Raw genomic sequence first — 25,561 nt, forward strand, 5'->3', positions numbered from 1 at the left:
GTTGGGAGGTAAGTTAAGAAAAGGAACGAATATTATTTTGGAAATATGTAAAAAGGTGCTGAGAAAAAGTGTACCATCATACAAAAACAAAAGGAGATTTAGCTGTTTTAAAGGCACAAGTTGATTTGTATGAAAAAGGATATATGATTTTAATACCACAAACAGAGCATTCGCCCTTTGATCTTGTAGTATATAAGGGCGGGGTATTTAAAAGGGTGCAAGTGAAATATAGAGAGTTGAATGCAAGAGGGATACTGGAAGTAAGATTCCGATCTAGTTATTCTACAGCAAGCGGAGTCGCTACAAAAGAAGTGAATAAAGAAGAAATAGATGTGTATTGTGTATATTGTCCTCAAACGGATTGTTGTTATTATTTCAATCCGAAATTATTTAGTAAATCTATTAGTTTAAGAGTGGATTCTCCGAAAAATAAACAAGAGAAAAAAGTTAATTTTGCAAGTGATTATAGAGAAATTCCGTGAAAGCACCTCAAGCGATATGGGGTGTTTTTCAATCTCTCTTTGAAATCTTACAATTCTGTAAGGTAACTGTAAGGTAGTTCGATGGTAACAAATTGTTAATCCTCTATAATGAAGGTAACAACGATAAAACGAGGAGGAAGAAATAATGAAGGGATTAATCGTAACGGGTTTAACAGTTGCTTTTGGATTTGTAGCGTATGAGAAATTAACGTATGTAGTTGATGTTGTAAAACATTTAATCGCGTAGAGGAAACTACCATGAGAGGGAAAGGGAATGAGTGAATGAATGGAATGGTTATTTGGAATTATAGGTACTTGTAGTGTTGTGTTATTGTTCTTTGTCCCAAGTGGTATACTTAGTTCGACAACGAGTTTGTTCTTCTTAAGTTTGTTTGCTTGTACAATGCTCATCATTATGTTTTTAATGAAGCGAAGTAAACCAATCTTCTACTTTAGCATGATTGTTATGGCAATTATTGTTCTCCAAATTATTACCCTTGTTATATACCCCACTATTATAAAAGCTTTCCATTAATGATGAATCCTCTGCTTGAATTGCTGAGGGTTTTTATTTGTATATTTTTAATTTTGAGTAGGAATTCACTTGTATTGAAATGTAAAAATTAAATATTTCTATATTTCAAACAAAGGGTTTCGGGATGTTGTGTTCTCATTACTCATTTGATATATTTACTTTAAAGATAATTAAAATCTAGAAAAAGAGGCGGACGTATGGATAAAAAAGAAAATACGGTCGTATTGTTTCCGCAACTATCAGAGCGCTATATTGATGAAGGTTTTTTAGCGCTGAAAGAGCGGAAATTCGAAGATGCATTGCGCTGCTTTGAAATATTACGTCAGTATAATGCAGAAACGGAACAAACGGAACTAGCTTCGGTTATTTGTTTGTTAGAATTAAAACATATGGAAGAAGCGAAAGAGAAATGTGAACAGTTACTGGAAACAGGAGCGGTCTTATTTGGTGATATTCTTGAAACGTATGTGACAATTTTAGTTCAAACAAATGATTATGAAGGCGTTATTGAAACTGTTGAAAAAGTTTTGCAAACGAAAGATGTAATGCCGGAGCAAAAGGAAAAATTAGCACAGCTCGCTTTATTTGCAGAAGGTATGTTAAATGAAGTAGATACATCACGAGTTGATTCGAATTTTGAGTTAGATGAATTTACTAATGAAATATTTGGAGAAAACTTTGGGCAAAAGCTAAGAGCGATTCAGCAACTTTCGTTAAAAGACTTGGGTCTTGCATTACCTATTTTAAAGAAATTTTTAATAGACGAAAAACAGCACCCTTATTTGAAAACTTCTATTTTATATAAAATGATAGAAAATCAAATAGAAGAAGAGATAGAGGTAGAAAAGTTTGGGAATACGATCAAGGTAATTCCGGCATTTACAGGTCATAATGAGGAGCAATCCGATAACATTATACATAGATTATCAAGTCGATTAGAGCAAAATTATCCTGATATATTTGATGCGATGGTTACATATTGGAAAGAATTGCAAATTAGCATTTTCCCATTCGCTCTATTAATGGATAAAGTGGAGATTTGGGCTGCTGTTTTAGAGAGAATTGGTAGAAAGCGTTTCGGGTTGACTATTGATGAAGAAGAGCTTATGACAGCGTATAATATTGAATTAGAAGAGTTTCATATTGCCTATCAATGGTTATTACGTGTCGAAAGAGAAGGATATTTGCCCGTATAATTATGAAAAAGAATCGTTCGGTTCTTGAAACGAGCATATTCTATGTTATAATGTAAGGGTTGCAAAAGGCAGAAATCTGCCTGTTTGTAAGAGAAGAGAAGTGTAATTCTCTTACTTAATATGTTTCATATTATTCTCGAACAAAATATACCGTAGTTGTCTTTTAGGCAATTAGTAGATTGGAACATTATATCTGAAAGCTTTTGCTAGAGGATTATTTGTACTTTTGTTATTTCAAAAAAGAGATAATGAAGATCTTAATCTATAGAGGTATGTGCATACATTATTATAGTTGGAGGGAAAGAATAAATGGCTGCAAAATGGGAAAAATTAGAAGGTAACGTAGGCGTTTTAACAATCGAAGTTGATGCTAAAGAAGTAAACAACTCTATCGACGCTGCGTTCAAAAAAGTAGTAAAAACAATCAACGTACCAGGTTTCCGTAAAGGAAAAATGCCTCGTCCGTTATTCGAACAACGCTTTGGTGTTGAATCTTTATACCAAGATGCTTTAGATATCATCTTACCAAAAGCATACGGTGAAGCAATCGATGAAGCTGGTATCTTCCCAGTTGCTCATCCTGAAATCGACATTGAGAAGTTCGAAAAAAATGCTAACCTTATCTTCACTGCAAAAGTTACAGTGAAACCTGAAGTTAAATTAGGTGAGTACAAAGGTTTAGCAGTAGAAAAAGTTGAAACAACTGTAACTGACGAAGATGTAGAGAACGAATTAAAATCTTTACAAGAGCGTCAAGCTGAGCTAGTTGTTAAAGAAGAAGGAACTGTTGAAAACGGTGATACAGCTGTAATCGACTTCGAAGGTTTCGTTGATGGCGAAGCATTTGAAGGCGGAAAAGGCGAAAACTACTCTCTAGCAATCGGTTCTGGTACATTCATCCCAGGTTTCGAAGAGCAATTAATTGGTCTTAAATCTGGTGAGTCTAAAGACGTTGAAGTATCATTCCCAGAAGAGTACCATGCTGCTGAATTAGCTGGCAAACCAGCAACATTCAAAGTAACAGTTCACGAAATCAAAACAAAAGAACTTCCTGAGTTAAACGACGAGTTCGCTAAAGAAGCTGACGAAGCGGTTGCAACTCTTGATGAATTAAAAGCAAAACTTCGCACAAACTTAGAAGAAGGCAAAAAGCACGAAGCTGAGCACAAAGTACGTGACGAAGTAGTAGAATTAGCTGCTGCTAACGCTGAAATCGACATTCCAGAAGCTATGATCGACACTGAGTTAGATCGTATGGTTCGTGAATTCGAGCAACGTTTAAGCCAACAAGGTATGAACCTTGAGCTTTACTACCAATTCACAGGTACTGATGCTGACAAGTTAAAAGAGCAAATGAAAGAAGACGCTCAAAAACGCGTAAGAATCAACCTTGTTCTTGAAGCTATCATTGAAGCTGAAAACATCGAAGTTACTGAAGAAGAAGTAACTGCAGAAGTTGAAAAAATGGCTGAAATGTACGGTATGCCAGTAGACGCTATCAAGCAAGCTCTTGGAAGCGTAGACGCTTTAGCTGAAGATCTTAAAGTTCGTAAAGCTGTAGACTTCTTAGTAGAAAACGCTGCATAATAAAATAACAAGGCGCGATTTTAATCGTGCCTTGTTTTATAAATATAGAAATATATTTATAAAACTTTTCGATGAAGAAGGAAAACTTCCTTAATAAGTCGAATATACATATTTCAAAAGTTTTAAAAACTTTTTATTTGTACATAACTAGTCATATTATTTGTATTTCTCGCCACGTAGTGACATAATATGTATTTACATACGATACATTTATCGTGTACATACGAAGGCAAGAGGTTAGCACTTTGTAAGGGGTGTGAAAATATGTTTAAATTTAATGATGAAAAAGGGCAATTAAAATGTTCTTTCTGTGGTAAAACACAAACGCAAGTCCGAAAGTTAGTTGCAGGTCCAGGTGTTTACATTTGTGACGAGTGTATCGAACTTTGTACTGAAATTGTACAAGAGGAGCTTGCGAAAGACGAAGAAGTAGAATTCAAAGATGTACCGAAACCGGTAGAAATTCGTGAAATTTTAGATGAGTATGTCATCGGACAAGATAACGCGAAAAAAGCACTGGCGGTAGCGGTATATAACCATTACAAACGCATTAATTCTAACAGCAAAATTGATGATGTAGAATTAGCGAAGAGTAATATCGCACTTATCGGGCCAACAGGTAGTGGTAAAACATTACTGGCACAAACGTTAGCGCGTATTTTAAATGTTCCATTTGCAATCGCGGACGCAACATCTTTAACTGAAGCGGGGTACGTTGGGGAAGATGTAGAAAACATCTTACTTAAATTAATCCAAGCAGCTGATTATGATGTAGAGAAAGCGGAAAAAGGAATCATTTATATTGATGAGATTGATAAAGTGGCACGTAAGTCCGAAAATCCATCAATTACACGTGATGTATCTGGTGAAGGTGTGCAGCAGGCACTTCTGAAAATTTTAGAAGGTACTGTAGCAAGCGTTCCACCTCAAGGTGGCCGTAAGCATCCGCATCAAGAGTTTATTCAAATTGATACAACGAATATCTTATTCATCTGTGGTGGAGCGTTTGATGGCATCGAGCCAATTATTAAACGTCGTCTTGGTGAAAAAGTAATTGGATTTGGTTCTGAGAAGAAAAATGCTGATGTAAATGAGAAGCATGTTTTATCTCACGTATTACCAGAGGACCTTTTAAGATTTGGTTTAATTCCAGAGTTTATCGGTCGTCTTCCAGTTATTGCGAACCTAGAGCCGCTTGATGAAGATGCTCTTGTTGATATTTTAACGAAACCGAAAAATGCACTTGTTAAGCAATTCCAAAAACTATTGGAGCTTGACGATGTTGAGTTAGAGTTTGAAGAAGGCGCACTAATTGAGATTGCGAAAAAAGCAATTGAACGTAAAACAGGTGCTCGTGGACTTCGTTCTATTATTGAAGGCTTAATGCTTGAGGTAATGTTCGAGCTACCATCTCGCAAAGATATCGAGAAGTGTATTCTTACAAAAGAAACAGTAGCTGATAATGCAGCACCAAAATTGGTGTTACAAGACGGTACTGTACTTGATACAAAAACATCTGCATAATGCGAAGGAGAAACAGCAATTTTTATAATTGCTGTTTTTCTTTATGTTTAGCTATGTTCCTCCGCGGAAATACTAAGAGATAAAACATTGCGGGAGGAAATAAATGATGAGCTGGACAAATATATTTTTACTTGTTCAACTTGTTTTTGGTGTAATTGTCGGATTGTATTTTTGGCATTTACTTCGAAATCAGCGAACACAAAAAGTTTCAATTGATCGAGAATCGAAAAAAGAATTAGAACAGCTTCGTAAAATGCGCGAGATTTCTTTAACAGAGCCGCTTGCGGAAAAGGTGCGTCCTACATCCTTTTTAGATATTGTAGGGCAAGAGGACGGGATTAAGTCGTTAAAAGCGGCTCTTTGTGGTCCAAACCCGCAACATGTGATTATATATGGTCCGCCAGGTGTCGGAAAGACAGCGGCAGCGCGTCTTGTATTAGAAGAAGCAAAACGAAATCCGAAATCTCCATTTCGCACAAATGCAACATTTATTGAACTGGATGCGACGACAGCTCGGTTTGATGAACGTGGTATTGCAGACCCTTTAATTGGTTCGGTGCATGATCCAATTTATCAAGGTGCTGGTGCGATGGGGCAAGCAGGTATTCCGCAACCGAAAAAAGGTGCGGTAACAGATGCTCACGGTGGTATTTTGTTTATTGATGAGATAGGTGAACTACATCCGATTCAAATGAACAAAATGTTAAAGGTGCTAGAAGATCGAAAAGTGTTTTTGGAAAGTGCATACTATAGTGAAGAAAATACGATGATTCCAACGTATATACATGATATTTTTCAAAAAGGTTTACCAGCCGATTTTCGCTTAGTTGGGGCGACGACACGTTCGCCAGATGAGATACCTCCTGCTATTCGGTCGCGCTGTTTAGAAGTGTTCTTCCGTGAGTTAGATACAGAAGAAATTCAAAAAGTAGCGAAGAATGCGGCTGAAAAAGTGGAAATGCAAATCGGTGAAAATGGTATTGAAATGATTGGGATGTATGCGAGAAATGGGCGAGAAGCGATTAATCTTGTACAAATTTCTGCTGGAATGGCAATAAATGAAGAACGTCCTTTCATTAAAGATGAAGATATAGAGTGGGTTGTTCACTCTAGTCAGCTCACACCGAAGTATGAAAAACGCATTTACCCTATTCCGAGAATCGGTCTTGTAAATGGACTTGCTGTATACGGACCAAATACAGGCGCGTTATTAGAAATTGAAGTAACAGCAATCAAGGCGAAAGATAAAGGATCGGTAAATGTTACCGGAATTGTTGAAGAGGAAAGTATTGGTAGTCAAACGAAATCCATTCGTCGTAAAAGTATGGCGAAAGGTTCTGTAGATAATGTATTAACAGTACTTCGATCTCTAGATGTATTGCCAGAAGGGTACGATATACATATTAATTTTCCAGGTGGTATCCCGATTGATGGGCCTTCGGCGGGAATTGCTATGGCAACAGGTGTGTATTCAGCAGTGCATCATACGTATGTGAATAATGAAGTAGCGATGACTGGAGAGATAAGTATACACGGGGAAGTGAAACCTATCGGTGGTGTGTACGCAAAAATAAAAGCTGCGAAAAAGGCAGGAGCTAAGAAAGTTATCATTCCTGCTGAAAACATGCAACCATTTTTGTATACAATAAAAGGAATTGAAATTATTCCTGTTCGGAAGTTGAAGGAAGTATTTGAGCTAACGTTTATACAGGAAAATATACATCGAGAGCTTGATGTACATACTACGATAGACGAAACAGATGCACAATCAATGTGAGAATGAACGATAATAGTATTTGCCAGACTTCGTTTAAGTTTGTATGCTTAAGCGGAGTCTTTTTTCTTTTATAAGGGAGAAAAAACGAGGGATTTACAGTTGCGGAGAATCTCTGCAATTGCATCTAGATGTATTGTAATATAAAATAGTTGAACAGGAGTTTAATTTATTATGGAGGTGCTATGTCTAGTATGAATACGAATGAAAGAATCGTGCCCCTCCTACCATTAAGAGGCGTTCTCGTATATCCAACGATGGTTCTGCATCTTGATGTAGGACGTGATAAATCGATACAAGCACTAGAGCAGGCGGCAATGGATGAAAATATCATCTTTTTAGCAATGCAAAAAGAAATGAATATCGATGATCCGAAAGAAGATGACATATATAGTGTAGGTACAGTGGCGAAAGTGAAGCAAATGTTAAAATTGCCGAACGGTACGCTTCGTGTCCTTGTAGAAGGTTTACATAGAGCAGAAGTAGTAGAGTTTATCGAAGAAGAAAATGTAGTGCAAGTTTCTATTAAAACGATAACGGAAGAAGTGGAAGCTGATTTAGAAGAGAAAGCCCTTATGCGTACATTACTGGAGCATTTTGAACAATATATTAAAGTTTCGAAAAAAGTTTCAAATGAAACATTTGCAACGGTAGCTGATGTAGAAGAGCCAGGAAGATTAGCGGATTTAATTGCTTCTCACTTGCCAATTAAAACGAAGCAGAAACAAGAGATTTTAGAAATCATATCTGTGAAAGAACGATTACATACACTTATTTCAATTATTCAAGATGAACAAGAATTACTTAGTTTAGAAAAGAAAATTGGACAAAAAGTGAAACGTTCAATGGAGCGCACGCAAAAAGAATATTTTTTACGTGAGCAAATGAAGGCGATTCAAACTGAACTTGGCGATAAAGAAGGTAAGGGCGGGGAAGTTGAAGAACTTCGTGAGAAAATTGAACAGTCAGGAATGCCTGAAGAAACAATGAAGGCTGCGCTGAAAGAATTAGATCGTTATGAAAAGTTACCAGCAAGTTCTGCGGAGAGCGGTGTTATTCGCAATTATATGGATTGGTTATTAGCACTTCCGTGGACAGAGGCAACAGAAGATATGATTGATCTTGCTCATTCTGAAGAGATTTTAAACAAAGATCATTACGGTCTTGAGAAAGTGAAAGAGCGCGTACTTGAATATTTAGCGGTACAGAAGTTAACGAATTCATTAAAAGGGCCTATCCTTTGTTTAGTAGGACCACCTGGGGTCGGAAAAACTTCGTTAGCGCGTTCTATTGCAACATCATTAAATCGTAATTTTGTCCGTGTATCCCTTGGTGGTGTGCGTGATGAATCTGAAATTCGTGGTCACCGTCGTACGTACGTTGGAGCAATGCCAGGACGCATTATTCAAGGTATGAAAAAGGCGAAATCAGTTAATCCAGTCTTTTTATTAGATGAGATTGATAAAATGTCTAACGATTTCCGTGGAGATCCATCAGCCGCATTACTTGAAGTGTTAGATCCAGAACAAAACCATAACTTCAGTGATCATTACATTGAAGAACCATATGATCTATCGAAAGTTATGTTTGTAGCAACTGCGAATACACTTTCAAGTATTCCAGGCCCATTACTTGATCGTATGGAAATTATTTCGATTGCTGGCTATACAGAGCTTGAAAAAGTTCATATTGCTCGTGAACATTTATTGCCGAAACAATTACAAGAGCATGGTTTACGAAAAGGTAATTTACAAGTACGTGATGAAGCGCTTCTTGAAATTATCCGCTATTATACACGTGAGGCTGGTGTTCGTACACTAGAGCGCCAAATTGCAAAAGTTTGTCGTAAAGCAGCAAAGATTATCGTTACAGCAGAACGTAAGCGTATTGTAGTAACAGAGAAAAATGTTGTTGATTTACTTGGTAAGCACATATTCCGTTATGGGCAAGCTGAAAAAACAGACCAAGTTGGTATGGCGACAGGTTTAGCGTATACGGCAGCAGGTGGCGATACACTGGCGATTGAAGTGTCTGTAGCGCCAGGTAAAGGGAAATTAATTTTAACAGGGAAACTTGGGGATGTTATGAAAGAATCCGCACAAGCAGCGTTTAGCTATATTCGTTCTCGTGCAGAAGAGCTTCAGATTGATCCTGATTTCCATGAGAAAAATGATATTCATATTCATGTTCCAGAAGGAGCAGTTCCAAAGGATGGACCGTCAGCAGGTATTACGATGGCAACGGCACTTATTTCTGCGCTAACAGGTATTCCTGTAAGTAAAGAAGTGGGGATGACAGGTGAAATTACACTTCGTGGTCGTGTATTACCGATTGGTGGTTTAAAAGAAAAAACATTAAGTGCTCACCGCGCAGGTTTAACAAAGATTATTTTACCGGCGGAAAATGAGAAAGATTTAGATGATATTCCAGAGAGCGTAAAAGAAAACCTTACGTTTGTGCTTGCATCTCATTTAGATGAAGTATTGGAGCACGCATTAGTAGGAGTGAAACAATGAAAGTAACAAAAGCAGACATTGTAATTAGTGCTGTTAAACCAGAACAATATCCAGACGGTGACTTACCAGAAATTGCATTAGCAGGTCGTTCAAATGTCGGGAAGTCTTCATTTATTAATAAAATTTTAAATCGTAAAAAGTTAGTACGTATTTCTTCTAAACCAGGAAAAACACAAACATTAAACTTCTTCTTAATTAATGAGATGATGCACTTTGTGGACGTTCCAGGTTACGGATATGCGAAAGTATCTAAAACAGAGCGCGCGGCTTGGGGTAAAATGATTGAAACGTATTTTACAACACGTGAGCAATTAGATGCAGCTGTATTAGTAGTTGATTTACGTCACAAACCAACAAATGATGATGTAATGATGTATGATTTCTTAAAGCATTATGACATTCCAACCATTATTATTGCAACGAAAGCCGATAAAATTCCGAAAGGAAAATGGCAAAAGCATTTAAAAGTTGTTAAAGAAACGCTTGATATTGAAAGTGGCGATGAAGTCGTTCTATTCTCTTCTGAAACAGGACTTGGAAAAGAAGAAGCATGGAAAGCAATTCATAAATTTACAAAAACAAAAAACGCGTGACGAATGTCGCGCGTTTTTTGTTTTACTAATTTTTTTAGCGTACGTTTAATGTAACCTCAATGTTTCCTCTCGTTGCTTTCGAATAAGGACATACACCGTGAGCGGCTTCTACAAGTTCTTGTGCTTCGCTATGTGAAACGCCAGCGACATGTACATCAAGTACAGCGGATAGGCCGAAACCACCATCTGTATCTTTTCCGATAGAAACGTGAGCAGTTACTTCTGTACTTTCTACTTTCACACGTTTTGTACGAATGACAAGTTGTAATGCACTATCAAAACAAGCGGCATAACCAGCAGCAAATAGTTGTTCTGGATTTGTTGCCTCTCCGCCTGCACCACCTAGTGCTTTTGGCATTTTCACATCAAGATTTAATATGCCATCATCTGAGACTACTTTTCCGTTTCTTCCACCTGTAGCAGTTACTGAAGCAGTATATAATTTATCCATGTTTATTCCCCTTTTCTATCATTAATTGTTTTCATTGTTTCAATTAGTTTATTTAATTGAATTAATAAAGAACGATATTCTTGTTCTGTAATTCCTAAATTTGTTGCCATTGTTGTCGGTAATGAACAAGCCTTATCTTGTAAATCTTTACCTTGTTCTGTTAATTCAATACATACTTTTCGCTCATCTTCTTTGGAACGAACGCGTTTTATAAGGTTTAATGATTCCATTCGTTTTAACATAGGTGTTAACGTACCGGAATCTAAAAATAGACGTTCTCCAATTTCTTTTACTGTGAGTCCATCTTGCTCCCATAGTACGAGTAAAGTAATGTACTGTGGATACGTAATGCCCATTTCTTCTAAATACGGTCGGTAAAAGCGTGTAACCTCTCTAGAACAGGCGTAAATAGAAAAACAAAGTTGGTTATCTAGATGTAAAGAATTATCTACCATACATAACTCCTTCCTTATTAAATTGTGCACAATTTAATTTTGTAAAACTAATATAACGAAAAAGAAATACAATGTCAAATACATTGTATTGAGAAAGTTCGTGCTACAATTTGGAACAATCATACATATTTTCCTTCATGATGAAAGAAGATAGGAAAGATGATGTTATAATTCATATGGAATAGTTTCCATCACTTGATTATGAGGGCTTTTTTTGGTAACGTACAAATAGAGTTATTAATTTATAATCATTATAAAGTAGAAATTTTTTATTCGTTTTACTGAATCTCCTTTATTACATACGGAGAATAAATAAAAAATAATCGGTTGTTCACACGATTGTCAGATTCATAAGAGGAAAGTTGTATTATGATAGTAGATAAAGTGATAAAACGGGTGAAGGGGGACATGCTGCGTGCATATTCTTGTTGTTAGTGTAAATTATCGAACAGCCCCTGTAGAATTTCGTGAGAAACTCACATTTCAGGCAGCAGAGCTAGAGCAAGCAATGACTACATTACAAAATCAAAAGAGCGTGTTAGAGAATGTCATTGTATCAACTTGTAATCGCACTGAGGTTTATGCTGTTGTCGATCAATTACACACGGGACGGTATTATATTAAGAAGTTTTTAGCTGATTGGTTTCAGCTTGAAATAGAAGAAGTCGCACCATATTTAACTATTTTTGAACAAGATGGTGCAATAGATCATTTATTCCGCGTAACGTGCGGTTTAGATTCTATGGTAGTTGGAGAGACGCAAATTTTAGGTCAAATAAAAGATAGCTTTTTAGAAGCGCAACAAGTAAAAGCAACAGGGACAATTTTTAATGAATTGTTTAAGCAAGTTATTACATTAGCGAAACGTGCTCACTCAGAAACGACAATTGGTGAAAGTGCGATGTCTGTTAGTTATGCTGCTGTTGAGCTAGGAAAGAAAATATTCGGCGAGTTAACAGATTGTCACGTGCTTATTCTCGGTGCTGGTAAAATGGGTGAACTTGCACTACAGAACTTATATGGAAGCGGTGCTCGTAAAGTAACAGTCATGAATAGGACGCTTTCAAAAGCAGAAATAATGGCTGAGAAATATATGGGACATGCAAAACCTTTAAGTGAATTACAATGTGCATTATTAGAAGCTGATATTTTAATTAGTTCAACTGGTGCATCGGATTATGTCATTACGAAAGAGATGATGACAAAGGTAGAGAAAATGCGCTCTGGTCGTCCATTATTTATGGTTGATATTGCAGTGCCGCGTGATATTGATCCCGCGATTGATGAGCTAGAAGGTTCTTTCTTATATGACATTGATGATTTGCAAGGAGTAGTGGAAGCGAACCGTGCTGAACGTTTAAAAGAAGCAGAGAAAATTCAATTTATGATTGAAGAGGAAATTGTTTTATTTAAAACGTGGTTAAGTACACTTGGTGTCGTTCCGTTAATATCAGCCCTTCGTGATAAGGCACTTGCTATCCAAAGTGAAACGATGGAAAGTCTGGAACGAAAAATACCGAATCTTAATGATCGTGAGAGAAAAGTAATTAGTAAGCATACGAAAAGTATTATTAATCAATTATTAAAAGACCCAATTTTAGTAGCGAAAGAAATAGCTGCTGAAGAGGGAGCAGACGAAAAATTAGCGTTATTTGCAAAGATTTTCGATTTAGAAATGGAAGACGTAGAGAGTCGTGCGGAAGAAGTAGAACATAAAAGAGCGTGGACACCATCCGTTCCATCTTTATAATTTGGAAGGATGATCGGATGAGTTTTTTAAATAACAGTATTATTTATCATATTGCAATTATTTTATATGCTTGTAGCATTAGTTTATATTTTATAGATTATTTCCAAAGTAACCGAAAGGCGAACCGATTTGCTTTTTGGTTACTTTCGATTGTATGGGTTCTGCATTCTATTTTTATGTTGCTTAGAGCTACAGATTCAGAAACGAACCCTCTTTTAACCTTATTATCAGGCATTTATTTTTATGTTTGGCTATTGATTACGATGTCGTTAGTCATTAATCGATTTATGAGAATCGATTTTTTAGTCTTTTTTACAAATGTTGTTGCATTTGGCGTAAGCGCTTTTTCTATTTTTACGCCGCTCGGAAAGATGTCGCCGGTACTTGCAGAGCAATTAGTTTCGGAGCTTGTATATGTACATGTCGGTATGGCTATTATTTCTTATGCAACTTTTACTGTATCGTTCATTTTTTCTATTATGTATTTATTGCAATATCGCCTATTAAAAAAGAAAAAATGGAATGCGAGATTAAGAAGGTTAGGGAATTTACCGAAGCTAGAATCGATGTCTTACGGATTAAATTTATTTTCTGTTCCATTTTTCTTACTAGCTATTTTATTAGGATGCATATGGGGATATACAAAATTGGACAATTTCCATTGGTATGATACGAAAGTAATCGGGTCTTTTGTCGTTCTATTTGTATATTGTGCGGGCCTTTATTTACGAGCGGCAGATGTATTGCTAGGGAAGAAAATCGTGCAGTGGAACATCGGAGCATTTCTCGTAATGCTAATTAATATTTTTCTATTAAGCAGTTTATCCAACTTCCACTTTTGGTATTTATAATGAGGAGAGAAAATTATGCGCAAAATTATTGTAGGGTCACGAAAGAGTAAATTAGCATTAACGCAAACAAACTGGTTTATTGATCAGTTAAAAGCGCTAGGTTTACCATATGAATTTGAAGTGAAAGAAATCGTCACAAAAGGCGATGTAATTTTAGATGTTACTCTTTCAAAAGTAGGTGGCAAAGGCTTGTTTGTGAAAGAGATTGAACATGCGCTACTTACGAAAGAAATTGATATGGCTGTACATAGTATGAAAGATATGCCGGCCGTACTTCCAGAAGGATTAATGATTGGTTGTACACCAAAGCGTGTTGACCCTCGTGATGCTTTTATCTCAAAAAACGGAGCGTCGTTTAAAGAGTTAGCAGAAGGCGCTATTTTAGGTACGAGTAGTTTAAGACGTAGTGCACAGCTACTCGCTGCGAGACCAGACTTACAAGTGAAGTGGATTCGCGGAAATATCGATACACGTTTACGCAAATTAAAAGAAGAAGATTACGATGCAATTATTTTAGCGACAGCGGGATTACAAAGGATGGGCTGGGATAATGAAGTTATTACAGAACATTTAGATGAGACGTTATGTGTACCTGCTGTAGGACAAGGTGCATTAGCGATTGAGTGTCGTGAGGATGATAAAGATTTACTGCAGTTGTTAGCTCATATGAATGATGGAGTAACAGAAAAAACAGTGGCAGCAGAACGCGTATTTCTTCATAAACTTGAAGGGGGATGCCAAGTTCCGATCGCTGGATATGCAACTCTTACAGAAAACGATGCAATCGAATTAACAGCTCTTGTCGGGTCTATGGACGGTTCTGTTTTATTGAAAGAGACAGTAGTAGGAACTGATCCAGAGAAAGTGGGATTAGAGGCTGCGGACCGTTTAATTAAACAAGGCGCAAAAGAACTCATTCTTGCTGCAAATAAGGGGCAACAATAAGTATGAACGCTCTCGCTGGCAAAACGGTATTGGTTACGCGTGCCCAGCATCAAGCAAAACAAATGAGTGTAGCGGTGAAAGAAAAGGGCGGAATTCCATTGGAAATTCCGCTTTTGCGTATGGAAGGTATGTCTCATAGGCAAATTCAACATATAGCAGGGCAGTTACATTCGTATGACTGGGTTATTTTTACGAGTAAAAATGGGGTAGCTTTTTTTCTAGATCGTTTGAGACAGAAGCTACCTGTAACGAATAAAATTGCTGCAGTAGGTGTGAAAACAAAGTTAGAGTTAGAAAAGCGAGGCTATCGAGTGGATTTTGTTCCAACTTCATTTGTTGCAGAAGTATTTGCAGAAGAGTTTGTAAAAAGATTAAGTGGAAACGAACGTATTTTATTTCCGAAAGGGAATTTAGCAAGAGATGTAATTCCAGTTGCGCTTCGTGAAATGGGTGTTTCTCTAGATGAGCTTATCGTATATGGTACGAAAGAAAATGTAGAGAAAAAGCAAGAGCTTATAGAAGCGTTAGAAGTAGGGAAAGTAGACATTATTACATTTACGAGCCCTTCCACTGTTACTAGTTTTGTTCGTTTACTTGAGGATACAAACTGGAGAGAATGGACAAAAAAATGTACAATTGCTTGTATAGGGCCTATTACGGAAAAAGAGGCGAGCCTTTATTTTCCGCATATTATTATGCCGAAAGAGTACACTGTAGAAGCATTACTACAATGTGTTTGTGAATCTATAAAATAAAAGAATGGGGATAGAAATCTATGAACTCTTTACAATTTAATCGTCATCGTCGCTTAAGACAAAGTGGAGGCATGCGTGCGCTTGTGCGTGAAACGTTTTTACATACGGAAGATTTTATTTACCCTATTTTTGTATTAGAAGGAGAGAATGTTCGTAATGAAGTGCCTTCTATGCCAGGCGTATATCAAATATCTTTAGATTTATTGCAAGCTGAAATGCAAGAAGTTGTTGATTTAGGTATTCGTTCTGTTATTGTATTTGGTTTACCTGCTGAAAAAGATGAAGTTGGATCATCAGCATATTGTGATCATGGAATTGTGCAATGTGCGATTCAGCAAATTAAAGGTGAATTCCCTGATCTAGTAGTAGTTGCGGATACATGTTTATGTCAATTCACAAGCCATGGTCATTGCGGTGTAATTGAAGATGGTATTATTTTAAATGACGAGTCTCTTGCAGTTCTTGCAAAAACAGCTGTAAGTCAAGCGAAAGCAGGGGCGGACATTATTGCGCCATCAAACATGATGGACGGATTCGTAACAGCAATTCGCCACGCATTAGATGAAAATGGTTTTGGACATGTACCAGTTATGTCGTACGCTGTTAAATATTCATCAGCATTTTACGGACCATTCCGTGATGCGGCGCATGGTGCACCGCAATTTGGTGATCGTAAAACATATCAAATGGACCCAGCGAACCGCATGGAAGCATTCCGTGAAGCAGAATCAGATGTAATGGAAGGGGCAGATTTCTTAATTGTAAAGCCAGCTCTTTCTTACTTAGATATCGTTCGTGATGTGAAAAATAACTTTAATTTACCAGTCGTTGCTTATAACGTAAGCGGTGAATATTCAATGATTAAAGCGGCAGCGCAAAATGGCTGGATTAATGAAAAAGAAGTTGTACTTGAAAAATTAATTAGTATGAAACGCGCAGGAGCAGATTTAATTATTACGTATCATGCGAAAGATGCAGCAAGATGGTTACAAGAAGGAGGCGCTAAATAATGAAAAAGTTTGATAAGTCGATTGCAGCGTTTGAAGAGGCTCAAGATTTAATGCCTGGTGGCGTAAATAGCCCAGTTCGTGCTTTTAAGTCTGTCGGTATGAATCCGTTGTTTATGGAGCGTGGAAAAGGCTCTAAAGTATATGATATCGATGGAAATGAATACATCGATTACGTATTATCATGGGGTCCATTAATTCATGGTCATGCAAATGATCGTGTTGTTGAGGCTTTAAAAGCTGTTGCTGAAAAAGGTACGAGCTTCGGTGCTCCAACGGAAATTGAAAATAAATTAGCGAAACTTGTTATTGAGCGTGTTCCATCAATTGAGATTGTGCGTATGGTTAACTCTGGAACAGAAGCGACAATGAGTGCGCTACGTTTAGCTCGTGGTTATACAGGGCGTAACAAAATTTTGAAATTTATCGGTTGTTATCACGGTCATGGTGACTCGTTATTAATTAAAGCGGGTTCTGGTGTAGCAACGCTAGGTTTACCAGATAGCCCTGGTGTACCAGAAGGTGTAGCGAAAAATACGATTACAGTAGCGTATAACGATTTAGAAAGTGTGAAATACGCTTTCGAACAATTCGGTGATGATATTGCTTGTGTCATTGTAGAACCAGTAGCAGGGAATATGGGGGTTGTTCCTCCGCAACCAGGATTTTTAGAAGGTCTTCGTGAAGTAACAGAGCAAAATGGCGCATTGCTTATTTTTGATGAAGTAATGACAGGATTCCGTGTTGCTTATAATTGTGGACAAGGTTATTACGGTGTAACACCTGATTTAACTTGTTTAGGTAAAGTAATCGGTGGTGGATTACCGGTAGGAGCATACGGTGGTAAAGCAGAAATTATGCGCCAAGTTGCACCGAGCGGACCGATTTATCAAGCAGGTACTTTATCAGGTAACCCACTAGCAATGGCAGCAGGTTATGAAACGTTAGTACAGTTAACGCCAGAATCGTATGTAGAATTCGAGCGTAAAGCTGAAATGTTAGAAGCTGGTTTACGTAAAGCGGCTGAAAAACATGGCATTCCACATCATATCAATCGTGCGGGTTCTATGATTGGTATCTTCTTTACAGATGAACCAGTTATTAATTACGATGCAGCAAAATCTTCAAACTTAGAGTTCTTTGCGGCTTACTATCGTGAAATGGTAGAACAAGGTGTATTTTTACCGCCATCCCAATTTGAAGGTTTATTCTTATCGACAGCACATAGTGATGCAGATATTGAAGCGACGATTGCAGCGGCTGAAATTGCAATGTCAAAATTAAAAGCTTAATTGAATAAAAAAATCGCTCTCCGTAAGGGGAGCGATTTTTTTATTCATAAAGTCAGCTTTCCGTACATAAATCTGTAATGACATATAGTTTGGGAGGGGGAAAAGAAGTGGCAACAGATCATTCATTACGTTTTTCATTAAAAGAATCTGTTTGGTTCCAAAAAGGACAGGAAGTCGAAGAACTTTTGTCAATTTCGTTAGATCCAGACGTTGAGATAGAAGAGCTTGATCATGAGGTAATTGTGAGAGGGCAATTAGATTTAACGGGAGAGTATGTTGCAAGGCAAGATGATTCAGCTTATTCATTAAGAGATCTATCGCCAGCGAAGTCCATTGATTATGTAGAAACGAGAGAAGATGGGGTTAATGAACTTGTTCATTCCTTCCCGCTTGAAATATCAATCCCAAGAAACCGTGTGAAAGTAATTGAAGAACTATATGTATCTATCGAGGAATTTGATTATGAACTAAAGGAAAATGGTTGCTTACAATTATTAGCGGATATATCTATTACAGGTTTATGTGATGAAGAACGAATCGAGGATGAAGAGGAAGAGGAAGAAACGGCGTATGCTGAGTTAGAGGATGATTCTGCGCAAGAGCATGAAACTAGACCAACGCCACAAGTCGAAGAGCCAGCCTATAAGGAATCAGATGAGTGGGAAGATTACGCATTTGAACCGTTCCAACTAGAAGAAAGAAAAGAGCAGGAAGTAGAAGAAGAAGAAGAAGAGGAAATAGAAGAACATGAATTTGTAGAGCGTGAAGAGGAGAAAGAAACAACGCCGCAATTTGAATTGTTCGGAAGAAAAGATTTTAAGAAAGAACAAGCGAAAAAACAAGAAGTACAAGAAGAGGAAACGTATTCACAGCGGGATGAAAATGCGCTTTATTTAACGAAATTATTTACGAAAGAACCGGAAGAAGAATTTACAAAGTTAAGAATGTATTTTGTGCAAGAAGGAGATACGATCGAATCTGTTGCAGAACGTTATGAAACATCTGTACAAAACTTATACCGTGTCAATCAAACAGAAGATATATATTTAACTACAGGACAAATTATTTATATTCCTGTTTCAAGAGCGAAAGCGAAATAAGTGAGTGTTTTCACTCGCTTATTTTTCTAAAGGCTATGTTTTGAATAGAAAGGGTTATTCGTATGGATATGGAATTACGAAATCGTTATGAACCCATTGTAAGGCAATATAGATTGGATACGCAGCATATGGAAGAGCACGGAAGTGTGACGAAAATTTATACGAATCAAGGTCCATATGCGCTCAAGAAAATAGAAGGCAGGAAGTTAGAGCGGAATAACTTTTTGCATCATATTCAATATTTGAAGGAGAAAGGTTTTTCAAATTATGTACCTATATATCATGCGACGGACGGAAATTATATTTTAAGTGATGGTACGTATAATTATTATTTAATGCCTTGGTTAGAGCGTGCGGAAGGGAACGGCGAGGATAATGATCAATACCATAAAATGTTTCAGACTCTCGGAACGTTGCACCAAAAAACGGTAAAAGAAGAAACGTATACAGAAGAGGATTTAGAAAAACATTATACAAATATATCCAATCGTTGGGAAAATGATGGAGAGATGTTAGAAGAGTTTCTTGTAGAATCGGAAGCGAAGTGGTATATGTCTCCGTTTGAATTGCAGTATTGTACGTACTATCATCATGTAATGAGAGCGCGTGAGTTTGCAACGAAGCAATTAAATGAGTGGAACGATGCAATGAAAGAAAAAGAAACAACGCGCATTACTTTTGTACATGGTAACGTATCGCTTAATCATTTTTTATTTGATTATGAACGGAATGGCTATTTTATTAGTTTAGAAAAATCGAAGTTTGCAACACCTGTGCAAGATATTGTAGGCTTTTATTCTCGGTCTTTAAACACATATCCAATTGCGCGAAGTGATCGGTTTGAATGGTATCAAATGTATCAAAAAAATTTCCCTTTTACGAAAGAAGAGCAACTACTCATGTTTGCGTATATGACGTATCCATCGCAATTTATTCGGCAAATCCAGTCTTATAAGAAAAGAAGAGAGCGGCGTAATGAGGAAAATGAACTTCTCGGAGTAAAGAGTTTGCAACAAGCGCATTGGCTCGTTAGTAATATAGAATATTTTCTTTCGCAATTACAAGCTGCCCAGCAAGGGAACGGATAAAGAAGGTAAGTAGAGGATGTTACTTATCTTCTTTTTTTTACTCAAAAAGCTGTAGTATTAAATTTATCTTGACGAATAAGGTTTCGTTTTTTACACTATTGTATATAATAATTAACAATCATATAAATGCCTTGAAGGGGAAGAGTATAACAAGAAACGTCTTCAGAGAGGAGAATCATTAGCTGGGAGATTCTCTAGATAGTTATGTTAGAAGGTAGCCCTGGAGCATCTTTTCTGAACGGAATAGTTCTCATTAGGAAAAGACGGATTTGTCCGTTATCAAATTAAGAGTATAAGCAAATTCCTGAATTTGTTTGTAAATAAAGGTGGTACCGCGATGTCCCTCGTCCTTTTTTGGATGAGGGGCATTTTTTATTTTAAGGAGGGAAAATAATGTCAAACACGGAAAAGAATTTACCAACTAAATATGATCATATGTCCGTTGAAGAAGGCCTTTATCAGTGGTGGTTAGAAGGCAAATATTTTGAAGCAACAGGAGACGAGAAGAAACAACCGTATACAATTGTAATTCCACCTCCGAACGTAACTGGTAAGTTACACTTAGGTCATGCTTGGGATACAACTCTTCAAGATATTTTAACTCGTACGAAGCGTATGCAAGGTTACGATGTATTGTGGCTTCCAGGAATGGACCATGCGGGTATCGCAACACAAGCGAAAGTAGAAGGGAAACTTCGTGAAGAAGGTATTTCACGTTACGATCTTGGCCGTGAGAAATTCCTTGAAAAGGCTTGGGAATGGAAAGAAGAATACGCTTCTCACATTCGTCAACAATGGGGGAAAGTTGGTTTAGGACTAGACTATTCTCGCGAACGTTTCACATTAGACGAAGGTTTATCTGATGCGGTTAATAAAGTATTCGTTCAATTATACGAAAAAGGCTTAATTTACCGCGGTGAATATATTATCAACTGGGACCCGGCAACACGCACAGCTCTTTCTGATATTGAAGTAATTCATAAAGAAGTTCAAGGTGCATTCTACCATATGAACTATCCGTTAACAGATGGATCTGGTCACATTCGTCTTGCAACAACTCGTCCAGAAACGATGCTTGGTGATACAGCGGTAGCGGTTCATCCAGAAGACGATCGTTACAAGCATTTAATCGGAAAAACAGTTACACTTCCAATCGTAGGCCGTGAGATTCCGATTATTGCTGATGAGTATGTAGAAAAAGATTTCGGAACAGGTGTTGTAAAAATTACGCCAGCTCATGACCCGAATGACTTTGAAGTAGGTAACCGTCATGACTTACCACGTATCTTAGTAATGAACGAAGATGGAACGATGAACGAAAAAGCTGGTAAGTATAACGGTATGGATCGTTTCGAGTGCCGTAAAGCGTTAGTAAAAGATTTACAAGAAGCGGGCGTATTAGTAGAAATCGAGCCTCATATGCATTCAGTAGGTCATAGTGAGCGTAGTGGTGCAGTTGTTGAGCCTTACTTATCAACACAATGGTTCGTAAAAATGGCTCCACTTGCTGAGAAGGCAGTAGCGCTTCAGCAAAAAGAAGAAGAGAAAGTAACGTTCGTACCAGATCGTTTCGAAAACACATATTTACGTTGGATGGAAAACATTCACGACTGGTGTATTTCTCGTCAATTATGGTGGGGACACCGCATTCCAGCTTGGTATCATAAAGAAACTGGTGAAGTATACGTAGGTACAGAAGCGCCAGCAGATATTGAAAATTGGAATCAAGATAACGACGTACTTGATACATGGTTCAGTTCAGCGTTATGGCCATTTTCAACACTTGGTTGGCCAAATGAAGATGCAGCGGACTTCAAACGTTACTATTCAACTGATGCACTAGTAACGGGTTATGACATCATCTTCTTCTGGGTATCTCGTATGATTTTCCAAGGTTTAGAGTTTACAGGCGAGCGTCCATTTAAAGATGTATTAATTCACGGTTTAGTTCGTGATGAGCAAGGACGTAAAATGAGTAAATCTCTTGGTAACGGTATTGACCCAATGGAAGTTATCGAGAAGTACGGTGCAGATGCAATGCGTTTCTTCTTATCAACGGGAAGTGCACCAGGTCAAGACTTACGTTTCAGCATGGAAAAAGTAGAATCTACTTGGAACTTCATTAATAAAATTTGGAATGCATCACGTTTCGTATTAATGAATATGGATGACATGAAGTATGAAGAAATCGATTTAACTGGTGAAAAATCAGTTGCAGATAAGTGGATTTTAACTCGCTTAAATGAAACAATCGAAAGCGTAACACGCAACATGGATAAATACGAATTCGGTGAAGCTGGTCGTTCATTATACAACTTTATTTGGGACGATTTCTGTGACTGGTACATTGAAATGGCGAAACTTCCTCTATACGGTGAAGATGAAGCAGCTAAGAAAACAACTCGTTCTATTTTAGCTTACGTATTAGATCAAACAATGCGTCTGTTACACCCATTCATGCCATTCGTAACAGAGAAGATTTGGCAACATTTACCGCATGAAGGCGAATCTATTACAGTAGCAGCGTGGCCAACAGTACGCGAAGATTTACAAGATGCAGAAGCTGCAGCAGAAATGCACCTTCTAGTTGATATCATTCGTTCTGTTCGTAATATCCGTGCAGAAGTTAATACGCCAATGAGCAAAAAAGTTCAAATGCAAATTAAAGCAAAAGACGAGGCTGTACTTGCTCAACTTACGAAAAACAGCTCTTACATTGAGCGTTTCTGTAACCCAAGCGAATTAACAATTCAAACGGACTTACAAGCGCCAGAAAAAGCAATGACTGCAATCGTAACAGGTGCAGAGTTATTCTTACCGTTAGCTGATCTTATCAATCTTGATGAAGAGAGAGCACGTCTTGAGAAAGAGCTTGAGAAGTTCGACAAAGAAGTAGAACGTGTACAGAAGAAACTTTCAAACCAAGGTTTCGTAGCGAAAGCTCCTGCAGCAGTTATTGAAGGAGAGCGTGCGAAAGAGCAAGATTACCTAGAAAAACGCGAAGCAGTTCGCCAACGTCTAGCAGATCTTGAGAAATAAAATGCTTTTTAGAGACTCACTATATTGGTGAGTCTCTTTTCTTTGCGTATAATAGGGTTATGAAGGTTGTTTTTTGAAAGGGGAAAGCATACGTGATACATACATACGAAGAAGCGATAGGGTGGATTCATAGCCGATTGAAGTTTGGTATTAAACCAGGATTAGAAAGAATGAGATGGATGCTAGAAGAACTCGGAAATCCAGAACGTCACATAAAATGTGTTCATCTTGCTGGTACAAATGGAAAAGGTTCAACGTTAACATATATGCGCTACATGTTAGAAAATGCAAAATATAAGGTAGGAACATTTACCTCCCCTTATATTGAAACATTTAACGAGCGTATTAGTGTGAATGGAACACCAATTGCAGATGAAGAGATTACTGAACTTGTAAAGATGGTAAAGCCAGTCGTTGAAAAACTAGATGAAACGGATTTAGGGGAAGCGACTGAGTTTGAAATTATTACTGTTATGGCAATTTGTTACTTCGGTAAAGTTAATTTCTGTGATGTTGTTTTATTTGAAACAGGGCTTGGAGGGCGCTTTGATTCTACGAATGTGATTCATCCAGTTCTCACGATTATTACGAATATCGGTCACGATCATATGCATATTTTAGGTAATACATTAGGAGAAATTGCATATGAAAAGGCGGGAATTATTAAGTCTGGTGTTCCGGTTATTACTGGTGTGCAAGATGAGGAAGCACTGCAAGTTATTCAAAAAGTTGCAAAGGAAAATCATGCAAATGTATACGAGATGGGCAACCATTTTACATCGTTACATAAACAGTCTAGCGAAGATGGAGAACATTTCGATTTCACTTGCCCTTTCGCCTCTTTTGAAGATGTGCGAATTTCAATGAAAGGCAGCCATCAAGTAGGAAACGCAGCACTTGCACTTATGGCAGTCATGTATGTAAAAACATACTTATCATTTTTAATTGAGGAAGAAGAAATAAGAACGGGATTACAGGAAGCGTATTGGGTGGGGCGCTTTGAAAAACTGCAAAGTAATCCGGATATTATTATAGATGGTGCTCATAACCCAGAAGGTATTGAAAGTCTTGTGAAAACGGTAGAATCACATTACAAAGATAAAAATGTAATAGTTTTATTTACTGCCCTTGGTGATAAACAATTGCACAATATGGTAGGTCAATTAGAAAGCATCGCCGATGAAATTATTTTTACAACATTCGCCTTTGATCGTGCTATTTCAGCAGGCGAGCTTGCATCGTATGCAAAGGAAGAGTCAAAATTAGTTTTTGAAAATTGGAAAGAGGCAATTGATACGAAGGTTGAAATGCTTGGAGAAAATGATGTTTTTATCATAACAGGTTCTCTTTATTTCATTTCGGAAGTTCGAAAATATATTCGCGAAAAAAACTAGATAGTCTTTGCTATCTAGTTTTTTTGTTCTACAAATGAAGTCAAATGCATACATATAAGATAAATATATAGGGTTATTTGGCGAATTCCTCTGACAAATATCTCGTTTTTTTGTGAAATGAATATGATATGATGCGGACAACGATAAGAGGTGAGGTGTGAGTGTATGGACAAGCAATCACGAACGATCTCAGTGAAAGTGAATGGAACAGAAGCGAAGTATGAGGAGAAGAAGAAAGATGAATTTGACTGGATGGTAGTAGAAAGTGAAAGGCCAAAAAACGTTGTTCCGTTTCAAAAATCGAAAGTAGCATCTACGGAAAAAAATCGAAAGAAGTGGAGCAATACGTTAATTGCAATCGTTGCAACTGCAATTATTATTGGTACGGCGTTTGGGATGGGGATGCTACAGTTACTGAAAGGACAAGGTGCGACAGGAGGAAGCGAAGTAACAGCTTCGAAGCAGATGCGAAAGGAAGAATCAAAGGTGGGTGGAACGGCAGAACAAACACCAGCACCAAAAGAGGAAAAAACAAAAGCACAGACAGGAACGTCATTAGATCCAATGAAATTATTTTTTGTTCAAGGAGGAATCTATTCTTCTGAAGAAAAGGGACAGGCCGCTCTTGAAGAGTGGAAAGGTAATGGAGGTGTAGCAGCCTTAAAACCGAGCGGTGATAAGTATGCATTAGTTGTTGGTATTGCTAGCGATGAACAAGGCATAAACCAATTAATGACGCAGTATAAAAAAGATAATGTCTCCGTATTGAAAAAGGACTGGGATATAACAGATAAAGCGTTACTTAAAGATGATAAAGAAGTTGGGGCGTTTTTAACAAAAGTACAGCCATTATATACTCATTTAGCAAAGTATGCTTCTAGCGTACAAGCTAGTGAAAAAAGTAATGCAAAAGATATAAGTGCAATCGAAAAAGAGTGGAAAGCGATTGAAAAAGAAGGGAAAAGTATGAAGCAGGAAGAAGCGAAGAAATTGTATATGTATACGTCGGTAGCTGTGCAAACAGTGAAGGACGGAAAAGATGATAAGGAATCATTAGCGAAATTAAATCAAGTTATCATTGATGGTATACTTTCATACGAAAAAATTGTTTCACAAAAGGTGAAATAATAGGATAATGAAATGACGAAGGAAGAAGTGTAGAGGCTTCTTTCTTTTCTTTTGAATTTAGAGTAAAGTGCTTTCTCTATGACAGGAATATAATCGTGT

General features: G+C 37.4%; 21 protein-coding genes and 1 other annotated feature. Of the genes, 19 read left to right on the plus strand and 2 right to left on the minus strand.

Going from position 1 to position 25,561, the window contains the following annotated elements; all coding sequences use genetic code 11:
• Nucleotides 1–68: 68 nt before the first annotated feature.
• The 8 genes from QCI73_RS05195 (at nt 69) to ysxC (ending at nt 10,207) form a co-directional block, all read left to right on the plus strand.
• A complete protein-coding gene (locus tag QCI73_RS05195; RefSeq protein ID WP_000274735.1) occupies nt 69–482 on the plus strand; it encodes a group I intron-associated PD-(D/E)XK endonuclease in 414 nt (137 codons plus the stop codon).
• A gap of 286 nt (nt 483–768) precedes the next feature.
• The gene (locus tag QCI73_RS05200; protein ID WP_001983650.1) at nt 769–1,017 is read left to right on the plus strand and encodes a hypothetical protein; all 249 of its coding nucleotides are present in this window, start codon (nt 769–771) and stop codon (nt 1,015–1,017) included.
• 197 nt (nt 1,018–1,214) lie between these two features.
• Nucleotides 1,215–2,213, plus strand: a complete 999-nt coding sequence (locus tag QCI73_RS05205) for a hypothetical protein (RefSeq protein ID WP_327922438.1) — start codon at nt 1,215–1,217, stop codon at nt 2,211–2,213.
• 309 nt (nt 2,214–2,522) lie between these two features.
• A complete protein-coding gene (gene tig, locus QCI73_RS05210) occupies nt 2,523–3,800 on the plus strand; it encodes a trigger factor (RefSeq protein ID WP_000729258.1) in 1,278 nt (425 codons plus the stop codon).
• Between the two features lie 264 nt (nt 3,801–4,064).
• Nucleotides 4,065–5,324 carry an ATP-dependent protease ATP-binding subunit ClpX gene (clpX, locus tag QCI73_RS05215; RefSeq protein WP_000472282.1) on the plus strand — a complete coding sequence of 420 codons (1,260 nt, stop codon included), beginning with the start codon at nt 4,065–4,067 and terminating at the stop codon, nt 5,322–5,324.
• A 106-nt stretch (nt 5,325–5,430) separates the two neighbouring features.
• Entirely contained in the window at nt 5,431–7,101 is a 1,671-nt protein-coding gene (lonB, locus tag QCI73_RS05220) for an ATP-dependent protease LonB (RefSeq protein ID WP_014481760.1), read from the plus strand.
• A 182-nt stretch (nt 7,102–7,283) separates the two neighbouring features.
• Complete coding sequence (gene lon / locus QCI73_RS05225) at nt 7,284–9,614, plus strand: endopeptidase La (protein ID WP_000097297.1); 2,331 nt, start codon at nt 7,284–7,286, stop codon at nt 9,612–9,614.
• Entirely contained in the window at nt 9,611–10,207 is a 597-nt protein-coding gene (gene ysxC, locus QCI73_RS05230) for a ribosome biogenesis GTP-binding protein YsxC (protein WP_000869113.1), read from the plus strand. Before lon ends, ysxC begins: the two co-directional genes overlap by 4 nt.
• 34 nt (nt 10,208–10,241) lie before the next feature.
• Here ysxC and QCI73_RS05235 read toward each other — a convergent pair whose 3' ends face one another.
• Both QCI73_RS05235 and QCI73_RS05240 read right to left on the minus strand, forming a co-directional pair.
• A complete protein-coding gene (locus QCI73_RS05235) occupies nt 10,242–10,658 on the minus strand; it encodes an organic hydroperoxide resistance protein (RefSeq protein ID WP_000359781.1) in 417 nt (138 codons plus the stop codon).
• A 2-nt stretch (nt 10,659–10,660) separates the two neighbouring features.
• Nucleotides 10,661–11,113: a MarR family winged helix-turn-helix transcriptional regulator gene (locus tag QCI73_RS05240; protein WP_353822608.1), complete on the minus strand. Its 453-nt coding sequence runs from the start codon at nt 11,111–11,113 to the stop codon at nt 10,661–10,663.
• Nucleotides 11,114–11,528: 415 nt separating this feature from the next.
• Here QCI73_RS05240 and hemA point away from each other — a divergent pair, with 415 nt between their 5' ends.
• From hemA to QCI73_RS05295, 11 genes are all read left to right on the plus strand, one after another.
• Nucleotides 11,529–12,863, plus strand: a complete 1,335-nt coding sequence (gene hemA / locus QCI73_RS05245) for a glutamyl-tRNA reductase (RefSeq protein ID WP_327922440.1) — start codon at nt 11,529–11,531, stop codon at nt 12,861–12,863.
• A 17-nt stretch (nt 12,864–12,880) separates the two neighbouring features.
• Entirely contained in the window at nt 12,881–13,714 is an 834-nt protein-coding gene (locus tag QCI73_RS05250; protein ID WP_000008995.1) for a cytochrome C assembly family protein, read from the plus strand.
• A gap of 15 nt (nt 13,715–13,729) precedes the next feature.
• Complete coding sequence (gene hemC / locus QCI73_RS05255) at nt 13,730–14,659, plus strand: hydroxymethylbilane synthase (RefSeq protein ID WP_001226411.1); 930 nt, start codon at nt 13,730–13,732, stop codon at nt 14,657–14,659.
• Nucleotides 14,660–14,661: 2 nt separating this feature from the next.
• Entirely contained in the window at nt 14,662–15,414 is a 753-nt protein-coding gene (hemD, locus tag QCI73_RS05260; protein ID WP_327922442.1) for a uroporphyrinogen-III synthase, read from the plus strand.
• A 20-nt stretch (nt 15,415–15,434) separates the two neighbouring features.
• A complete protein-coding gene (gene hemB / locus QCI73_RS05265) occupies nt 15,435–16,424 on the plus strand; it encodes a porphobilinogen synthase (protein ID WP_353822609.1) in 990 nt (329 codons plus the stop codon).
• Entirely contained in the window at nt 16,424–17,713 is a 1,290-nt protein-coding gene (gene hemL, locus QCI73_RS05270; RefSeq protein WP_000712926.1) for a glutamate-1-semialdehyde 2,1-aminomutase, read from the plus strand. Before hemB ends, hemL begins: the two co-directional genes overlap by 1 nt.
• Nucleotides 17,714–17,820: 107 nt before the next feature.
• Entirely contained in the window at nt 17,821–18,813 is a 993-nt protein-coding gene (gene spoVID / locus QCI73_RS05275; RefSeq protein ID WP_353822610.1) for a stage VI sporulation protein D, read from the plus strand.
• 62 nt (nt 18,814–18,875) lie between these two features.
• Nucleotides 18,876–19,901, plus strand: coding sequence for a spore coat protein YsxE (ysxE, locus tag QCI73_RS05280; RefSeq protein ID WP_000367002.1), 1,026 nt, complete (start codon nt 18,876–18,878; stop codon nt 19,899–19,901).
• Between the two features lie 122 nt (nt 19,902–20,023).
• Nucleotides 20,024–20,256 (plus strand) — a binding site (T-box leader).
• Nucleotides 20,257–20,294: 38 nt separating this feature from the next.
• The gene (locus QCI73_RS05285) at nt 20,295–22,940 is read left to right on the plus strand and encodes a valine--tRNA ligase (protein WP_000072228.1); all 2,646 of its coding nucleotides are present in this window, start codon (nt 20,295–20,297) and stop codon (nt 22,938–22,940) included.
• Between the two features lie 92 nt (nt 22,941–23,032).
• Entirely contained in the window at nt 23,033–24,334 is a 1,302-nt protein-coding gene (locus QCI73_RS05290; RefSeq protein ID WP_327922444.1) for a bifunctional folylpolyglutamate synthase/dihydrofolate synthase, read from the plus strand.
• A 165-nt stretch (nt 24,335–24,499) separates the two neighbouring features.
• On the plus strand, nt 24,500–25,462 hold the full coding sequence (locus tag QCI73_RS05295; RefSeq protein ID WP_070806885.1) for a stage II sporulation protein B: 963 nt from the start codon (nt 24,500–24,502) through the stop codon (nt 25,460–25,462).
• Nucleotides 25,463–25,561: the final 99 nt, after the last annotated feature.

Origin of the sequence: Bacillus cereus group sp. MG16 (assembly GCF_040459875.1) — a bacterium.
In the GTDB taxonomy this organism is placed as follows: domain Bacteria; phylum Bacillota; class Bacilli; order Bacillales; family Bacillaceae_G; genus Bacillus_A; species Bacillus_A paranthracis.